This is a genomic window from Actinoplanes couchii (assembly GCF_016862075.1).
GTDB lineage: Bacteria > Actinomycetota > Actinomycetes > Mycobacteriales > Micromonosporaceae > Actinoplanes > Actinoplanes couchii.
In genome coordinates, this window is record NZ_BOMG01000094.1 from 46708 (window position 1) to 64263 (window position 17556).

Annotated in this window: 16 protein-coding genes and 1 pseudogene; 4 read left to right on the plus strand and 13 right to left on the minus strand. The window is 70.8% G+C overall.

Features of this window, described 5'->3' with window-relative positions:
• Positions 1 to 24: 24 nt before the first annotated feature.
• Complete coding sequence (locus tag Aco03nite_RS37140) at positions 25 to 1431, minus strand: flavin monoamine oxidase family protein (protein ID WP_307837668.1); 1407 nt, start codon at positions 1429 to 1431, stop codon at positions 25 to 27.
• On the opposite strand from Aco03nite_RS37140, the gene Aco03nite_RS37145 reads away from it, so the two are divergent.
• A complete protein-coding gene (locus tag Aco03nite_RS37145) occupies positions 1349 to 1927 on the plus strand; it encodes a TetR/AcrR family transcriptional regulator (protein ID WP_203804757.1) in 579 nt (192 codons plus the stop codon). The genes Aco03nite_RS37140 and Aco03nite_RS37145 overlap by 83 nt on opposite strands.
• On the opposite strand, the gene Aco03nite_RS37150 is transcribed toward Aco03nite_RS37145, so the two are convergent.
• On the minus strand, positions 1893 to 2810 hold the full coding sequence (locus Aco03nite_RS37150) for an SDR family oxidoreductase (protein WP_203804760.1): 918 nt from the start codon (positions 2808 to 2810) through the stop codon (positions 1893 to 1895). The two genes, Aco03nite_RS37145 and Aco03nite_RS37150, sit on opposite strands and share 35 nt — an antisense overlap.
• An 80-nt stretch (positions 2811 to 2890) precedes the next feature.
• Here Aco03nite_RS37150 and Aco03nite_RS37155 point away from each other — a divergent pair, with 80 nt between their 5' ends.
• On the plus strand, positions 2891 to 3460 hold the full coding sequence (locus Aco03nite_RS37155; protein ID WP_203804763.1) for a TetR/AcrR family transcriptional regulator: 570 nt from the start codon (positions 2891 to 2893) through the stop codon (positions 3458 to 3460).
• A 22-nt stretch (positions 3461 to 3482) separates the two neighbouring features.
• Positions 3483 to 4340 carry a S41 family peptidase gene (locus Aco03nite_RS37160; protein ID WP_203804766.1) on the plus strand — a complete coding sequence of 286 codons (858 nt, stop codon included), beginning with the start codon at positions 3483 to 3485 and terminating at the stop codon, positions 4338 to 4340.
• On the opposite strand, the gene Aco03nite_RS37165 is transcribed toward Aco03nite_RS37160, so the two are convergent.
• The 11 genes and pseudogenes from Aco03nite_RS37165 to Aco03nite_RS37215 all read right to left on the minus strand — a co-directional run bounded on the left by Aco03nite_RS37165 (position 4326) and on the right by Aco03nite_RS37215 (position 15694).
• Positions 4326 to 5192 (minus strand): aminoglycoside phosphotransferase family protein, encoded by an 867-nt coding sequence (locus Aco03nite_RS37165; protein ID WP_203804769.1) that lies wholly within the window; start codon positions 5190 to 5192, stop codon positions 4326 to 4328. The genes Aco03nite_RS37160 and Aco03nite_RS37165 overlap by 15 nt on opposite strands.
• A complete protein-coding gene (locus tag Aco03nite_RS37170; RefSeq protein WP_203804772.1) occupies positions 5189 to 5995 on the minus strand; it encodes a class I SAM-dependent methyltransferase in 807 nt (268 codons plus the stop codon). The genes Aco03nite_RS37165 and Aco03nite_RS37170 overlap by 4 nt, the downstream gene beginning before the upstream one ends.
• Before the next feature lie 47 nt (positions 5996 to 6042).
• Positions 6043 to 6285 carry a hypothetical protein gene (locus Aco03nite_RS37175; protein WP_203804775.1) on the minus strand — a complete coding sequence of 81 codons (243 nt, stop codon included), beginning with the start codon at positions 6283 to 6285 and terminating at the stop codon, positions 6043 to 6045.
• 77 nt (positions 6286 to 6362) lie between these two features.
• On the minus strand, positions 6363 to 7331 hold the full coding sequence (locus tag Aco03nite_RS37180) for a D-alanine--D-alanine ligase family protein (RefSeq protein WP_239145750.1): 969 nt from the start codon (positions 7329 to 7331) through the stop codon (positions 6363 to 6365).
• A complete protein-coding gene (alr, locus tag Aco03nite_RS37185) occupies positions 7328 to 8431 on the minus strand; it encodes an alanine racemase (protein WP_203804781.1) in 1104 nt (367 codons plus the stop codon). Before alr ends, Aco03nite_RS37180 begins: the two co-directional genes overlap by 4 nt.
• A 100-nt stretch (positions 8432 to 8531) precedes the next feature.
• On the minus strand, positions 8532 to 9362 hold the full coding sequence (locus Aco03nite_RS37190) for a carbohydrate ABC transporter permease (protein WP_203804784.1): 831 nt from the start codon (positions 9360 to 9362) through the stop codon (positions 8532 to 8534).
• Complete coding sequence (locus Aco03nite_RS37195) at positions 9359 to 10327, minus strand: carbohydrate ABC transporter permease (RefSeq protein ID WP_203804787.1); 969 nt, start codon at positions 10325 to 10327, stop codon at positions 9359 to 9361. Before Aco03nite_RS37195 ends, Aco03nite_RS37190 begins: the two co-directional genes overlap by 4 nt.
• Before the next feature lie 3 nt (positions 10328 to 10330).
• Positions 10331 to 11620 carry an ABC transporter substrate-binding protein gene (locus tag Aco03nite_RS37200; RefSeq protein ID WP_203804789.1) on the minus strand — a complete coding sequence of 430 codons (1290 nt, stop codon included), beginning with the start codon at positions 11618 to 11620 and terminating at the stop codon, positions 10331 to 10333.
• A 25-nt stretch (positions 11621 to 11645) separates the two neighbouring features.
• Positions 11646 to 12966, minus strand: a pseudogene (locus Aco03nite_RS37205) (glycoside hydrolase family 10 protein).
• 33 nt (positions 12967 to 12999) lie between these two features.
• Positions 13000 to 14643, minus strand: a complete 1644-nt coding sequence (locus tag Aco03nite_RS37210; protein ID WP_203804791.1) for a glycoside hydrolase family 43 protein — start codon at positions 14641 to 14643, stop codon at positions 13000 to 13002.
• Between the two features lie 61 nt (positions 14644 to 14704).
• A complete protein-coding gene (locus Aco03nite_RS37215; protein WP_203804793.1) occupies positions 14705 to 15694 on the minus strand; it encodes a glycoside hydrolase family 11 protein in 990 nt (329 codons plus the stop codon).
• Positions 15695 to 16325: 631 nt separating this feature from the next.
• Between Aco03nite_RS37215 and Aco03nite_RS37220 the strand changes: the two genes are divergently transcribed.
• Entirely contained in the window at positions 16326 to 17546 is a 1221-nt protein-coding gene (locus Aco03nite_RS37220; protein WP_307837669.1) for a CE1 family esterase, read from the plus strand.
• The last annotated feature ends 10 nt before the right edge of the window (positions 17547 to 17556 follow it).

The window sequence follows — 17556 nt, forward strand, 5'->3', positions numbered from 1 at the left end:
TTACCCGGGCACCGATGGGCTGGCTCAGCCGCGGGCCGGTGGCATGGTGGATCCGTACAGGTAGGCGCGGGTCCGCACGGCGGTGTCCGCGCCCGAGGTGATCGCCCCGTCCATCCAGCCCATCCAGCGCCGGGACACGTCACCGCCGGCGAAGAAGAGCGGACCGGACCGGTTCGCGAGATCGTGCAGGGCGTCCAGCTGTCCGGGCCGGGCGGCACACCAGGAGCCTTTGGCGTACGGGTCGGCGACCCAGTCGTTCCAGCAGTCCTCGGACAGCACCGCCGCCGGGTAGTGCTCGGTCAGCACGTCCGCCGGGTCGAGTCCGTCCAGGTGGACGACCGCCACCCCCTCGGCGGTCGCGTACGTCTCCACCAGCACCGGCCAGCCGGTCGTGCCCTCGCCGTCGACCACCCCGTCGGCCCGGTGCCACACCTTCACCGCCCGGCCCGCGTGCCGCCCCGGACCGCTCAGTCCGTCGATGCGGTCGAAGCAGTTCAGCGGCACCGCGACGATCACCGCGCGGGCCCGGTGCGGGGTGCCGTCCGCGGTCATCACGGTGCAGCCGCCCCGGGGCGCGGTGATCGACACCACCGGCTGGCCGAGCCGCAGCACCGGGTCCAGATCGGCGGCGATCGCCTTGGCCAGGGTGTCGGCGCCGCCGTCGATCCGGTGCTCACTCGCCCCGAACGCGGCCTTGGTCGACCCGAAGCCGGCTATCTCGTGCAGCAGGTGCAGGGCGCTGTACTCGTTCTCGTCGCCGCCCATCAGCACGAACGACCAGGCCAGGATCAGGCTGCGGACCCGCTCCGACGGGCAGAAGTCCCGCAGGTAGGTCCCGAACGGCACGTCCAGATCGGGCGCGCAGTGGTGCCAGTCGGGCCGGTCGAAGTCGATGCGCGCGGCGTCGGTCTCCAGGCGTTCCAGGGTGGCGGCGAGCACCGCTTTCTCGGTCGGATCGTCGGGTGCGCTGGGCAGGTACCACCGGTGCGGGCCGCGGGGCGGTGCGGTGGTGGTGAGGTCGTACCTGTCGAGTTCGCCGGCGAGCGCGGTGTGCCGTTGCGGGTCGAGCCATTCGGCGCCCAGGTCGACGGCGCTGCCGGTGCCGGGTAAGGGCACCGTCCAGGCGCGCCCGCCGACCCGGCTGCGGGCTTCCAGGACACGGACGCTGAGCCCGGCGGCACGAAGATCTCGCGCGGCCACTAGACCGGCGAGACCCGCACCGACAACAATCACGTCCACGGGGACCTCCGCTGGTAGTGCCTTGTGGTATGGAGATACCAGTGGACCGTACCGGAGGGTGTGGATCTTGGGAATGCGACGTGCCTCGCGGAACAGGGCGGACCTGCTCATGCAGGCGGCCGAAGTGGTGGCCGAACGTGGCTTCGAGAACACCCGGTTCACCGATGTGGCCGGGCGGACCGGGGCGTCCATCAGCACGTTGCAGTACCTGTTCGGCAACCGTGAGGACCTGGTCGTCCAGGCGTTGCGCACCCGCACCGCCCACCTGCTGGCCGAGGCCCGCACCGCCGCCGGAGCCATCGCCGACCCGATCGAACGGCTGCGCTGGGTGGCCGGTCACCTCGCCGCCACCGACGGATCACCCGACGCGGCCCGCGCCGAATGGATGCTCTGGGTGGAGTACTGGCGGACCGCGCTGCGCGACGACGAGCTGGCCACCGAGTCGATCGGCACCTACGACGGCTGGGCGTCCCTGGTCCGCGACGCGATCCGGGCCGCCGTCGACGCCGGCCTGATCGCCGAACCCGCCGACATCGACGCGGTCGCGCAGGGGGCGTGCGCCCTCGCCGACGGCCTGGGTGTGCAGATCGCCCTGCGCCGGCCCGGCATCACCTGGGAGCGGGCCACCGCGATGACCCGGGCCTGGCTCGCGGTCACTCTGAACTGCCCGGCCCTGATAGAGAGCTGACCATCGCCTCCCGGTAACCGCGGGGCGCCCGGGGGAGCAGCCGCCGGATCTCGGTGGTGTCGCCGATCATGTCGGCGTCCGCGCCCGGCCCGACAAAACCGGCGACCGCGCCACGGGGCATCCCGGCGACCCGTTCGATCAGCGGGGCGACTCCGGCGATCACCCGCCGGGGCAGGTGGATCCGGATCGGGTGCCGCCGGCCGAGGTGATCCGCCGCGCTGTCCATCATCTCGCCGATGGTCAGCACGTCGTCCGAGCCCACGTCGAAGTGCCGCCCGTACGACCGCGGCTCGTCCAGCACCTCGACCAGCGCGGACGCCAGGTCGTCCACCCACACCGTCCGGAACCGCTGGGTACGGCTGGCCAGCAGCACCGTGACGGCGCTGCGCGCACCCCGGGCGACCATGCCGAACCCGTCCCCGCCGAGCCCGACGATCATCCCCGGGCGCAGCACGGTGACGTCGAGGCCGCTGTCGAAGAGCATCCGCTCGGTGCGGGCCCGGCCCCGGCCCCAGCTGCTCCCGGCGTCGGGGGCGGTGCCGATGGCGGTCACGTACAGCATCCGGCGGACCCCGTGCCGGTGCGCGGCGTCGAGCACGTTGCGCAGCCCGGCCTGCTCGATGTCCATGAAGTCGCCGTCGCTGACCTGCTTGGACAGCGTGTGCACGCAGAAATACACCGCCCGCGTCCCCTCCGTGGCGGCGGCCACCGCGACCGGGTCGAGCATGTCGCCGGCGACGATCGCCACCCCCTCCGGTGCCCGGGACGGATCGCGGACCAGACACCGGACCCGGTGACCGGCGGTTTTCAGGGCGGCCACCAGGCGGCGGCCGAGGAATCCGGTGCCGCCCAGCACCAGTACGGGCCGATCGTCTTGCTGCATCACTGTCTCCTCAGATCTGATGACACGTCGTGTCGTCACTATCGATGATGACACGTCGTGTCGTCAACTAGAGTGATCGCATGAGTCGATGGGAACCGGGCGCGGCCGACCGGCTGCACACCGCCGCGTTGGAACTGGCCGCCGAGCACGGCTTCGCCGCCATCACGGTTCCGCAGATCACCGCCCGGGCCGGGCTGACCACCCGCACCTTCTTCCGGCACTTCACCGACAAGCGTGAGGTCCTGTTCACCGGCGAGACCGTGCTGCCCGCGGTGATGGCCGAGGTCTTCGCCGGCGCCCCGCCGGAGCTGACCCCGATGGAGGTGATCACCACCGGGCTGCGCGACGTGGTCGCCCCGCGCTTCGAGGGCCGCCGGGAGAACCTGCGGCTGCGCCGCGGCATCGTGCAGTCCGACGAGGGCCTACGCGAGCGGGAGCTGCGCAAACGCTCGCTGATCGCCGAGGCCGGGGCCGCCGGGTTCCGCGACCGGGGCCTGAGCGACCTGGAGGCGACCCTGGCCGCACAGCTCGCCGCCACCATCATCGACACCGCGGTCAGCCGCTGGCTCGACGAGGACACCGAGCGCCCACTGGCCGACATCGTCCTCGAGACGACCGTTGCGCTGCGCAGCGTGACCGGCCGGCCTTGAACCGGGCTGCGATCTTGTAAGCATGGACGTCGCGCGGCAAGCACTCGACCTGCTGGAACAACGGGCCCTCAACCGGCGGCGGGTCGACTGGCCGGCCCTGCGACGGGACCTGCCGGCCGACCCGCACACCGCGATCCGCACGGCCATCACGGCGCTCGGCGACCCGCACACGTTCCTGCTCACCGCCGCCGACCTGGCCGAGGCGTTCGGGGACGAGGCGGTCCAGAACTCGCTGATGCCGTCCGGGGAGATCGTGGGGGAGCGGTTCGCCCTGATCCGGATCCCGGAGACCCCGAGCGTCGACGAGGCCGACCTCCGCTATACCCGGACCGGCGCGGCGCTCGTCCGCGACCTGGACGGGCAGCGGCCGGACGGCTGGATCGTGGACCTGCGGGGCAACACCGGCGGCAACATGTACCCGATGCTCACCGTCCTGGCGCCCCTGCTCGGCGACGGCGTCCTGGGTTCGTTCGTGGACGCCGACGGAGAGTCGGCCGGCCAGTGGATCCTGCGCGACGGCGTGGTGCACCAGGACGACGAGCCGCTGTCCCCGGAACCGCATCCGCACCGGCTGGCGACCGCCGGCCCACCGATCGCGGTCCTGACCGACGGTGACACGATGAGCGCCGGGGAGGCCACCTTGATCGCCTTCCGCGGCCTGCCCGACGTGCGCACGTTCGGCGCTCCCACCGCGGGCCTGGCCACCGGGAACGCCGCCCACGAGCTGGCCGACGGCTCCATGCTGGTCCTCACCGAGGTCCGGGAGTCCGACCGTGCCGGACGCCTCTTCGGCACCGACCCGATCGTCCCCGACGAACCGGCGCACGACGCCCTGCAGGCGGCCGTCACCTGGCTGGAGTCCCGGTCAGAGGGCGCCTGACAGCCGGGCGCACCGCTGCGGGTCCTCGGTCAATCCGGCCGACAACCCCCACAACCAGTAGTCGGCGGTACGGAACACCACCCAGTCCCGGCTCCGGTCCCGTTCGGTGCCCGCGGCGGTGACGGCGACGTCGAAGTGCCGCACGATGTCCGCCGGTGTCGCCATGTCGTCCAGCCGGGTCCACAGAACCCGCCCCAGGTCGTAGTCGATCTCCCCACGCAGCAGCACCGGGTCGACCACCAGCCAGTCCTCCCGCCCGGCCCGCAATACCTGCCCCGAGTGCAGATCCCCGTCGACGGCGTACCCGGACCGGTCCTCCGACAGCCGTACACCGATGTCGAGCGCCTCGCGCAGAAGCCTGTCCGGGAACGGCCGTCCGAGCTGAACCCACTCCCGTTCCATCGTGCCCATCCGCCGCGCGACGGCCTCCGAGGTGCCGGTGACGTCCGGCGGCCCCGGAACCGCCAGCCGGCGCATCATCGTGCACAGCACGTGCACGGCCTCCTCGGCCGGGACGTCCTCGAGGGAGGTGCCGGGCCGCAGCCGCTCCAGGAGCATCGCGCCGTCCTCGTCGTGGACGTCGATCAGGCGTGCCGTCCCGCGCCCGTCCCAGAACCGTAGCGCCGCGGCCTGCCGCCCGACGTCGGGCCCCGGCGGCGACAGCCGCAGAACGAATTCGTCACCGTCCCGGGTGACCGGGACGACCAAGGCGTTCGACCCGTGCATCGCCTCGCCCGCGACGGTCAGCCGCCAGCGGTCGCAGCCGGCCCGGACCAGGCCGGGCAGCGCGTCGAGCCACCGCGTCCCGTCGCGCCACCAGCGGGGCATGTCGCGGAACGACGGCGGGATCATGCGCGGCCCGACGCCAGCAGCGCCGACGTGGGCAGCCCGAGCCGGCCGTCGGCGTCGAGCAGGGGCGCGACGTGCTCGTCGTAGTGGGCGCGGACCCGGGCGACGGTGGCGGCGTCCTGTCGTTGCAGGATCAGGCCGGGGGAGCCGATGCCGTTGGCGGGGCCGCTCCACCAGGCTTCCGGGTCGGTGCGGTGTGTCCAGAACAGGGTTTCGCAGGCCACGTCGCCCAGTCCGGCCCGGCGCAGCAGATCGGCGAACCCGGCGGCGGTCCGGGGGAAGTCCCGGTCGGCCGGCAGCCGGGGCAGGTCGTCCGGGATCGCCACTCCCGCCGCGGTGAACACTGTGGTCCAGAGCCGTTGCGCGGCCGGCGCCGGCACCGGCCAGATCGTCGCGGCCACCCGTGCGCCGGGCCGGGCCAGCCGGCGCATCTCGCCGACGGCGGCGAGCGGGTCCCCGACGTGGTTGACCACGAAGTTGGCGACCACCGCGTCGAAACCGTCGTCGCCGAACGGCAGATCGGGCAGCGTCGCCCGGCGCACCTCGGCGTCCGGGATCCGGCGGCCGGTCGCCGCCACCATGCTGGGCTCGGCGTCGACCGCGACGACCTTCACCCCGCGGGCGTACGCCAGGGCGGCGACCGTCCCGGTGCCGGTCCCCACGTCGAGGAGCCGCTGACCGGCCCGCACCCGCACGGCGTCCAGCAGGGCCCCCGCCGGATGGGCGCAGAGCGCCGCGAAACTGCCCCGGAACGCGGCCGCCTGCCCGGCCCACCGCGCCCGCTCATGATCGTCGAAGCTCGTCACCCGCCCACCTTGATCGACACCGCCCTCGGCTGGCAACCCGCCCGGCGTCACCCGACCGGGCCGGTGACGGGCCGGATCTCGGACCGGGGCTCGGCCAGCCAGGCGGCCACCAGCACACTCAGCACGATCACCGCCACCACCCACACCAGGGTGGTCACCAACCGGCGGCGCCGACGGTCCCGCCGGCGCCCCTCGGCCATGACCCGGTGCAGGTCGATGTGGCAGCCGTCGCCGGGCGCTTCCCGAAACAGTGCGAACAGCCGCCGCATCTGGTCGTCATGGGTGTTCACGAATGCTCCCTCTCTGTCACTTCGCCTATAGAGACGGCGGCGCCGCGACTTCTGTGGCGGTGACGGGAGCGGCGGATCTACGTGAGCCGCCGCCGGGAGTCGGCGGCGGTGGCGATCAGCACGTCGAGCAGCTCCGGGAAGGACAGGCCGGCGTGTTTCCACATCTGCGGGAACTGGGAGGCCGCGGTCATGCCCGGGAAGGTGTTGACCTCGTTGACCACCGGCTCCGGATCGGTGGCGCCGGGGTCCGGCACGAAGAAGTCGACCCGGAGCAGACCCCAGCAGTCCAGGGCCCGGAAGACCTGGATCGCCCGGTCCTGCAGCAGCCGGGTGGTGGCGTCGTCGAGCATGGCGGGGATCTGGAACACGGCGCCGCCGTCGTACTTGGCCGCGTAGTCGAAGAACCCGCCCGCCACGGTGATCTCCAGCGGCGGTCCGGCCACCAGGCGCCCGTCCGGGTACTGCAGGACGGCCACGTCCACCTCGCGGCCCGGCACCGCCTGTTCGACCAGCACCTTCCGGTCCTGGATACGGGCCAGGCGTACCGCCGCGGGAAGATCCGCCCGGTCGGTGACCCGGGAGACACCCAGGCTCGACCCCGACCGGGCCGGTTTGACGAACACCGGCAGCGGAGTCCCCGGCGGCACGGTCTCCTCACCGTCGTCCAGGGTGATCCCGCCGGCGACCCGCAGACCGTCGGCCACCAGCAGTTTCTTGGTCACCGCCTTGTCCATGCCGGCCGCACTGGCGAAGACCCCGTTTCCCACGTACGCCACCCCGAGCCATTCCAGCAGCGCCTGCAACCGGCCGTCCTCGCCGTACGGTCCGTGCATCGCGGGAAACACCACGTCACAACTCCGGATCACGTGCAGGGCTCCGGTCAGCGGCACCGGGGCGCCGTCGACGTGCCACTGCCCGTCCCGCCCGATCAACAACTCGGTGACCTGGTAGACCTCCCGATCGAGGTGGTCGAGGATGCTGCCCGCCGAGGCGCGGGACACGTCGTGTTCGCCGCTGCGCCCGCCGTGGATCAGTGCAAGTCTCACTGGTGTCGTACCTCTCCGTACTGGTGCAGGCGTGGTATCCGGGTACCGACGCCGGTCAGGATCTCGTGCGGGTTGGTGCCGGCCCACCGCGCCCATTCGTCCACCGTGGGTTCGCCCGGCCCCGCTCCGAACAGCACGACCGGGTCGCCCAGCCGTACCGGAAGGTCACCGGCGTCGACGACGCACTGGTCCATCGCGATCCGCCCGACGATCGGGCAGCGGCGGCCGCCGAGCCACACCTCGGCCCGGCCCCGGACAGCCCGCGGGACACCGTCGGCGTAGCCCAGTGGCAGCAGCGCCAGCGTCACCGGCCGGTCGGTGACGTGGTCGGGGCCGTACGACACCCCGGTGCCGGCCGGAACCCGTTTGACGTTCACCACCCGCGACCGCAGGGTCATCACCGGCCGCAGCCCCGGCCCCACCCCGTAGAGGGCGATCCCGATCCGGCACAGGCCGAACCGGGCCCGGGGCACCGCCAGCGCGGTGACGGAGTTGGCCAGGTGCAGCAGCGGCGGGTCGAGTCCGGCGGCCCGCGCGACACGTACGGCGTCCTCGTACGTCGCGATCTCCCGGTCCGTCGCCGGTTCGCCGGCCGGATGCGACCAGACACCCCGGACCCGTACCGTCTCCTCGGTCTCGTACTTGTGCGCCCAGGCGACCAGCTCCGGCCAGTCGTCCGGCCCGGCGCCGTTACGCGACAACCCGATGTCCACCTTGAGCTGCACATGGGCCGGCCTGCCGAGGGTGCGGGCCGCCGCGGCGACGGCGTGCAGATGCGCCACCGTGGAGACGCCGAGATCGACATGGGCCGCGATCAGCCGGGCGAAGTCCTCGTCCGGCGGGTGCAGCCAGCTCAGGACCGGCGCGGTCAGGCCGGCCGCCCGCAACTCCAGGGCCTCCCGCGCCGAGGTGGCGCCGAGCCAGGTCGCCCCGGCGGCGACGGCGGCCCGGGCGACCGCGACCGCGCCGTGTCCGAAACCGTCCGCCTTGACCACGGCCATCACCGCCGTGCCGGTGGCCGCGGCGACCGTCCGCACGTTGGCGGCGACGGCGGCCAGATCGACCACCGCCTCGCCCGCGCTCTTCAGAGGGGAGATCATGGTCAAGACGGGTGTCCGATCGCCGGCCGAAAGGGGATCTTGATCATTTCGGCCGGCCCGTCGGACCAGCGTCAGCGCGGTCTTTATCGGCCGTTTATGTTCAGCCCTTGACCGCGCCGGTCAGGCCGCCGACGATGCGGCGTTCGAAGAGGCTGAAGAAGATCAGGGCCGGAATCATCGACAGCGAGGTGAACGCCAGGACCTTCGCGGTGTCGACCGAGTACTGGGAGGAGAACGCCTGCACCCCCAGCGGCAGGGTGAACCCGTCCTGCTCGTTGAGGATGAACAGCGGCAGCAGGTAACTGTTCCAGCTGTTGACGAACGCGAGGATGCCCACCGTGATCAGGCCGGGTACCGACAGCGGCAGCACCATCCGCCAGAAGAACCCGAGCCGGCTGCACCTGTCGATGGCGGCCGCCTCCTCGATCTCCTTCGGGATCGCCCGCAGGAACGGCACCAGGATGATGATCGTGGTGGGCAGCCCGAACGCGATCTGCGGCAGGATCACCCCGGGCAGCGTGTTCACCAGCCCCAGCTCCTTGACCAGCAGGTACAGCGGCGTGATGGCCACCGTCACCGGGAACATCAGGCCGGAGGCGAACAGCGCGTACATCGCCGCCCGCCCCCGGAACCGGTAGCGGGCCAGGGCATAGCTGGCCATCACGCCGAGCGCGACCACGCCCATCGTGGTCGCGAGCGCCGCGACTGTCGAGTTACCGGCCTGACGCCAGAAGACGTCGCTGGTCATCACGTCGGTGTAGTTGCCGGTCACCCACGGGCCCGGCAGCCCGGCCGGGTCGGTGGTGATCTGCGAGTTGGTCCGGAACCCGCCGAGGATGATGTAGACGACCGGCCCCAGCATCACCCCGATCAGCAGCAGCGCGGCGAGGTAGACGACCGGATTGCCCCAGCCGTTGCTCTTCCCGGTCATGACCTTCCCTCCGGCAGGGCGTCGCGGCGCAGGACAAAACGCTGGTAGACGAGCGCGATGATCATCGAGATGAAGAAGAGCACCACCGCCACGGCGTTGCCGTAGCCGTAGTTGCCCGCGTTGCGGCCCTCGGAGACCATGTACGTCGCCATCGTCGAGGTCCCGGCGGTCGAGGCGACGTACTGGCCCCAGATGATGTAGACCAGATCGAACAGCTGCAGCGCCCCGATGATCGACAGGAAGGCCCAGATCCGGATCGTCGGCCCGAGCAGCGGCAGGGTGATCCGCCGCTGGGTCTGCCAGTAGGACGCGCCGTCCACGGCGGCGGCCTCACGCAGTTCGTCCGGGATGTTCTGCATGCCGGCCAGGAACAGGATCACCGCGAACCCGACGTACTTCCAGGTCAGGATCAGCATCAGGGTCCAGATGGCCAGTCCCGGGTCGGCCAGCCAGTCGTGGGCCAGCCGGTCCAGGCCGACCGACCGCAGCACGTCGTTGACCGCGCCGTTGGTCTGGAGCATGAGGCTCCAGGCGGTGGCGACGATGACCTCGGCGATGACGTACGGGACGAAGATCAGAACCCGGATGATCGACTGTCCGCGCATCCGCTGGTTCAGCAGCAGGGCGAGCACCAGGGCGATCGGGCCCTGCAGCACCAGCGACAGCACGACGATCTGGCCGTTGTGCCACAGCGCCTCGTGGAACAGGGCGTCCTGCACGATGGTGACGTAGTTGTCGAACCCGACGAAGTCGGTCGGAACCCCGAATCCCTTCCACCGGTAGAAGCCGTAGTAACCGGCCAGCAGGACCGGGAAGATCACGAATCCGACGAACATGAGCAGGGCCGGACCGGTCAGGACCGTGATCTCCAGCCGCTGGGCCCAGCCGATCCCGCGCCGGCGGGGGCGGAGCGGAGCCGGCGTGGCGACGCCGGCTCCGTCCCGGGTGACTGTGGTGCTGGTCAACTGTCAGCCCTTCTTGGCCGCGTCGTTGACGGACTGGATGATGCCGGCGACGTCGCCCTTGCCGGCGAGCAGGTTCACCACACCGACGTTGAGGGCGTTGCCGACGTTCTGGCCGTAGATCGTGTCCAGCCATTGCGAGACGAAAGGAGCCTTGTTGTACGCGTCCAGAACGGCCTTGAGGTAGTCCTCGGTGACCGCGCCCTGCGCCTCTTTGCTGACCGGCAGCGCGTTGAACGCCTGGTAGTAACCCTCCTGCACGTCCTTGGTCAGGATGTAGTTCAGGAAGTCGGAGCACTGCTTCGGCGCCTGCGCCGAGCACGAGAAGCCGTCCGCCCCGCCCATGATCGCGGCCGGATCCCCCTGCCCGCCCGCGACCGCCGGGAACGGGAAGAACCCCAGGTCCGGCAGCGGCTTGGTGTCCTTGGTGAGCGAGGCGATCACACCCGGATCCCAGGCCCCCATCAGTTCCATGCTGGCCTTGTAGTTGGCGACCAGTCCGGCGGAACTTCCCGCCCCCTGCTGGGCGGAGGTGGTCAGGAACCCCTCGTGGAACGGTTTCGTGTCGGCGAAGGACTTGAGGTCGTTGCCGGCCTTCGTCCAGCAGGGGTCGCTGAAGTTCTTGTCCTCGGCGGCGGCGTCCAGTGCGGCCGGGGCGCACGCGCGCAGGGCGAAGAAGTAGTACCAGTGGGCGGCCGGCCAGGCGTCCTTGGCGCCGAGGGCGATCGGCGTGTTCTTCGCCTTCAGCTTGGTGACCGCGGCGCTGAGCTCCTCGATCGTGGTGGGCGGCGTGGTCACGCCGGCGTCGGCGAGCAGGTTCTTGCTGTACCAGAAACCGCCGGGCAGGATCGAGACCGGTATGGCGTACGACTTGCCGTCGACCTGCCCGGTGCCCAGAGCCGCCTCACCGACCGACTGCTTGGTGGCGTCGCTGATCTCGCCGGTGATGTCCTTGAGCTGTCCGGCCTCGACCATCGCGGCCATCTTGCCGCCACCGCGCTGCAGGAAGATGTCCGGCGCCGAACCGGAGTTCAGCGAGGTCTGCAGCTTGCCGTCGAGATCCTCGTTCTGCACCGACTGGATCTTGATGGTGACGTTCGGGTTGGCGGTCTGGAAGTCGGCGACCGTCTTGTCCCAGAACGCCTTGCCGGGGCCGGTCGTGGCGTTGTGCCAGAACTGCATGGTGACCTTGCCATCGGATCCGGCGTCGCCGTCGTCGTCGCTGGAGCAGGCGGCCGCGCCGGTGGCGGACAACGCCAGCGCGGCTGCCACGGCAAGGGTTCTGGATGGTCGCATCAAAGATCTACCTTTCGATTCTCGGTCAGGCGGTACGGCAGGTCAGCGCGGGCCACGTCCAGTTGCCACCGTGCTGAACGGTGAAGCCGAAGGAGTTGCCGTTGCCGTTCGGGCGGCCGGTCATCACGGTGCCGCTGGAGTCCCAGGAGGCGGTGACGTTCCAGGTGGCGGTGATGCGCTGGGGCCGAGGACACCGTCACCGTGACGATCCAGTCGTCGGAGCCGGTGACGGTCACCTGGCCGTTGAAGCGGTCGTTCCACTTCTGGCCCTCGCTGTAGGTGGCGGTGCAGGTCCCACCGGGCTGGCTCGGCGACGGGCCGGGGCTGGAGCCGCCGTTGTTCAGGGCGGCGAGCACGGCGTCGTACGCCGCCTTCTTCTGCCCGTTGCCGTTGAACAGCAGCGGGGTGCCGGAGGCGCGCCACGAGTCGCTGTCGCGCACGCCCCAGACGGTGATCCCGTTGCACCGGGTGACCGCCAGGCAGGCCTGGACGATGCCGCGGTACTGCTCGGCCTGACCGCTGCCGGAGCCCTCGATGTCCAGTTCGGTGATCTGCACGTCGACACCGAGGTCGGCGAAGTTCTGCAGGGTGGTGTGGTAGTTGTTCGGCACCGGGTTGCCGCTGTTGAAGTGCGCCTGGAACCCGACACAGTCGATCGGCACCCCACGCTGCTTGAAGTCCTGGACCATCCGGTAGACGGCCTGGGTCTTCGCGTGTGACCAGTTGTCGGTGTTGTAGTCGTTGTAGCAGAGCTTCGCGCCGGGGTCGGCGGCCCGCGCGGCCCGGAACGCCGCCTCGATCCAGTCGTTGCCGGTGCGCTGCAGGTTCGAGTCACGGCGGGCGCCGGAGGATCCGTCGGCGAACGCCTCGTTCACCACGTCCCAGGAGTGGATCTTGCCGCGGTAGTAGGTCGCGACCCGGGTGACGTGATTGAGCATGGCGTTGCGCAGATTGCTGCCGCTCATGTTCTGCATCCAGCCCGGCTGCTGGGAGTGCCAGGCCAGGGTGTGCCCGCGGACCCGCTTGCCGTTGCTGATCGCCCAGTTCACGATCCGGTCACCGGAGGAGAAGCTGAACTGGTTCTGGTTGGGCTCGGTCGCGTCGAGCTTCATCTCGTTCTCGGCGGTGACCATGTCGAACTCACGGTTCGCGATGGTCGTGTACTGCGAGTCGCCCAGCCGTCCGCCGGCGATCGCGACACCGAAGTACCTGCCGCGCTCGGCGGCGGACGCGCCCAATGTAGTGCCCGCGTTGGACGTGCCCGGCGACAGGATCGCTGTCGCGGCGGTCAGGACGACGACCAAGCCGGTGACGGCGGTTGTACGCCATCGGGTTGATGTTTTCATCGGAGCGGGGTCTCCTAAGGGATCGGGGAATGGTCAGCGCGTGCGGTAGGTGGCCCGGTCGAAGTCGGCGTAGCCGCCCTCGGCGCCCAGGTCCTGCACCCAGAGGCCGACGAACGCGCCGGTGAAACCCCAGGCCTCGGGCTCGCCGGGCGTCATCGTGGCGGCGTACTCGTCGGACAGGGTGGTGGCGTCGAACGTGTGGCTGAGCTCGCGCCAGCCGGTTCCCGACTCGGGTTCGGTCGTGAAGGCGAAGGTCAGGTCCGGGCCGTCCAGACTGACCCGCAGGCCGGTCCGGCGGACGCCGCCCAGCGGGACCGGCGGCACCGACGCGGTGGTGACCCGCCCGCTGTCGCAGCACAGCACGCCCAGGATCGGCGCGCCGTCGTCGTCGGCCGTGACGTGCAGGAAGTACCAGTTGCGGGAGTTGTAGTACGCCGTGACACCGGCCAGCTGCCGGAAATTACGCGGCTCGAACTCGCAGACCGCCTCGAACGTGCTGCGCGGCGCGGTCACCCTGCGGGCCACCAGACTCGGTTGGTGCCTGGTCATCGGCGATCGGCCGCCCAGGATCCGCAGGTGCGACGGGCGGCTGGTCAGGTCCACCCAGTCCGGTGTGGCCGGCCGGCGCAGCGTCGACCAGTCGACACCGAGCCGTGGCGTGTCGAAGTGGTCGTCCTCGTCCTGCCCGGGCGGCACCGGCCGGACCGTGGCGGTGCTCGCGGCGGGCGCCGGGTAGCTCTCGGCCGGAATCCCGCCCGGAACCCGCGGCCAGCCGCCGGCCGGCCAGTCCACCCGCTGCAGGGCGGTCTCCCGGCCCAGGACACACCGGCCGGACGGCTGGTACGGGCGGGCGGCCAGGTACGCCAGGTACCACTCGCCGTCCGGGGTTCGCACCAGGCTGCCGTGGCCGGCTTTCTGCAGCGCGAGGTCCGGGCGACCGGCCGAGGTGAGCATCGGCCCGGCCGGGTCCACCCGGTACGGGCCGAGCAGCCGCCGGGACCGGGCGACGGTGATCTGGTGGGTCAGTCCGGTGCCACCCTCCGCGGTGATCAGGTAGTACCAGCCGTCCCGGTGGTGCACGACCGGCGCCTCGGTGAGCCCGGCCGCCGTGCCCTCGAAGATCAGGTACTCGGGGCCGACCAGGCGGCGGTCCCGGTGGTCGTACTGCTGGATGGAGATGCCGGCGAACCGGTTGCGGCCGGGCCGCCAGTCCGCCCGCATCGACAGCATCCAGCTGATCCCGTCGTCGTCGTGGAACAGCGAGGCGTCGAAACCCCGCCCGTGCAGCGCCACCGGATCCGACCAGGGCCCGGTGATGTCCGGTGCGGTGGTCAGGTAGTTCTGCGGATCCCAGTACCCGGCCGCGAACGTGGCGACGTCGGTGTAGAGCAGGTGGAACAGCCCGTGCGCGTGGGTGAGGTTCGGCGCCCACACCCCGCACGAGTCGGCGGTCCCGGTCAGGTCGAGCAGCCGCCGTTCGGTCAGCACCCCACCGAGCGGCTGCCAGGTGACCAGGTCGGCCGAGTGGTGGATCCGGACGCCCGGGTACCACTCGAACGTCGAGGTCGCGATGAAGTAGCCGGCGCCGGTGCGCAGGATCGACGGGTCCGGGTGGAAGCCGGGCAGCACCGGGTTCCGTACCAGCAGCGGAGCGACGGCTGCCTTGGCGATGGTCATCGAGGTCCCTCCACTGGGGGTGGTGCGGCAGCGGGCGGACCGGCCGCCGCACCAAGGGTGGTCAGCTCGTCTGGCAGGAGATGGTCGGCCAGGTCCAGTTGCCGTTGGCCATCACGGTGATGCCGAAGTTGTTGCCGTTGCCGTTCGGCCGCGCGGTGACCGTGCCACTGGTGCCGGTGACCGCGGCGTTCCAGCTGTTCTGGATGCTCTGGCCGCCGTTGAGGTTCAGCGTGACGGTCCAGTTGCTGGTGTTGGCGACCGCGACGTTGAGGTTGAACCGGTCACCGAACTGCTCACCGGCCGACAGCGTGGCGGTGCAGTTCCCGGACGGCGGCGGTGTGGTGGTGCCGCCACCGCTGCCCTCCCGGACGGTGATGTCCGAGCTGCCGGCGCTCTGGTACCCCTCGGTCGCCATCACCTGGTAGGCGTGGTTGGTGCCCAGGTTCAGCCCGGCCCGCGCCCACGCGTCGAAGTGGTTCGCCGTGGTGATCGTGCCGGAGCTGCGCTTCTGCTGCCGGACGCTCCAGTACTGGTAGAACGTCTGGATCCCGTCGATCGACGGCGCGTTGGTGCGCAGGCTGCGCAGGATGTCGTAGGTGCCGCCGTCGGTGGTGACGGTGCCCAGCCGGGTGGCGCCGCTGCTCGGGTTGTAGCTGCCGAAGTTCTCCACCACGTAGTACTCGATCAACGGGTTCCGGGTCCACCCGTACAGCGCCAGATAGGTGTTGTTGTTGCCCGGGTTGTAGGTGCCCGAGTAGGTGACCGTGCGGCGGGTGCCGGTGGCCCAGCCCTTGCCGCCGACCCAGTTGTTGGTGCTGCGGTCCCAGCTGCTGGAGTACCGGCCGTCGGCGCGCAGCGTCATGCTCGCGTTGCCGCTGTCCTTCCAGAACGAGAAGTAGTAGCCGTTGTGGGTGCCGGTCAGGTTCGAGGTGAGGGTCCGGTCGGCCTCGGCGCGGGCCGGCCCGCCCACCGCCACGGCGGCCAGCGTCAGCGCGAACACGCCGGCGACACCTGCCAGTAAGCGGAAGCGTCGGGTGAGAGCTGCGGTCATGTCAGTGTTCCTCCTCCGGAACGGCTGTCGGGGAACAGCCCGATGGCGCGGATGGGGAAATGCCGCCGCCACGGGAGATGACGGCCATCGACCTCCGTCATGGCGAGATCGTGGCGTGCCCGCCGCCCGACTGTCAACAACTTCCGGAAACCTTTCGGAAATACCGAAGATGATCTCCGTGTCCCGACCGAGGGAAATCACCAGCTCAAGCCGCCGGAAAGTGCATTCCCAAGCCTCTGCGGACCGCTCGTTCCGAACAGGTGGCAGTCGCCACCTCCGAAACTTACGGGAGTAGCGCCGACACTACCGGCCAGGTCTCCGGATTCGGATTTTTTCAGGGCGGACGTCGGAACTTCCGGGAAGTCGTGGACTTCGGCGCGAGGCATTCCGTAACAGTTTTCCGGCCCCATCTTGTCGCACCATCTGCGGAGAATTGTTCGCTGGAAAGTGTTACGCCCGGCATTCACCTGCCCATACCTGCCCGAATCGGATTCGGAGAAAATGGAGACGCCATTCTTCATTGAGAAAACCGGGAGCGCTCCCGTAACATCGCAGAAATCCCCGGCAATTTATGAATGCCGATACTTTCGGGAGGCTTCCGGTGGCCCAGCCAAGATCAGGGAACCGCGCCGTGCTCGGTGCCGTCGTCGCCCTCACGGCGATGCTCGTGGTGGCCGCGACAGCCGTCCTCACCGGCCCGGGCAGCGCGGCCGCGGCGCCCACCGCCGGCTGCGGGAAGACGGCCACTCTGCGGGACGGCACCCACACGATCCAGAGCGGCGGCCGGGCCCGCACCTACTCCCTGCGCCTGCCGTCCGGATACACCAGCAGCCGGCCGTACCGGCTGGTCGTCGGCCTGCACTGGCTCAACGGGAGCGCCGCCGACGTGGTCGCCAACGGCTTCTACGGATTGCAGCAGCGCTCCGGCGACAGCGCCGTCTTCATCGCCCCGCAGGGCCTGGACGCCGGCTGGGCCAACACCGGCGGCCGGGACGTCACCCTGGTCGACGACATCCTGCGCGCCGTCGAGAACGACCTGTGCGTGGACACGTCCCAGCGATTCGCGCTCGGCTTCAGCTACGGCGGCGCGATGAGCTACGCCCTGGCCTGTGCCCGCCCCACCGTCTTCCGGGCGGTCGCACCCATCGCCGGCGCCAACCTCAGCGGTTGCTCCGGGGCGTCCGGCCCGGTCGCCTACTTCGGCATCCACGGCATCCGCGACAGCGTCCTGAACATCTCCCAGGGCCGCTCGATCCGGGACACCTTCGTCCGCGCCAACGGATGCGCCGCGCAGAACCCGCCAGAACCGGGGCAGGGCAGCGGAACCCACGTGACCACGGCCTACACCGGATGCCGGGCCGGCTATCCGGTGCGCTGGGCCGCCTTCGACGGCGACCACGTGCCACTGCCGACCGACCGCAACGCCTCGACGTCGTGGGTCTCCGGTGAGGTGTGGCAGTTCTTCGCCCAGTTCGGCAGCACCACACCGTCGTCGCCGCCCTCGTCGCCGTCCTCGCCGCCCCCCTCGTCGTCCGCGGCGTGTCGGGTGACCAGCACCGTCAACGCCTGGAACACCGGGCTGACCGCCGACCTGACCGTCACCAACACCGGGACCACCCCGATCAGCGGATGGACGCTCGCCTTCGCGCTGCCGGCCGGGCAGACGATCACCGGGGGCTGGAACGCCACCCTGACGACCACCGCCGGGCGGACCACCGCCACCGACGCGGGCTACAACGCGACGATCGCGCCCGGCGCCTCGGCCGGCTTCGGATACCAGGCCACGCACACCGGCGACAGCGCGGCGCCGGCGGCGTTCGCCCTGAACGGAGCCACCTGCACCCGCGGGTGACCCCGTGCAC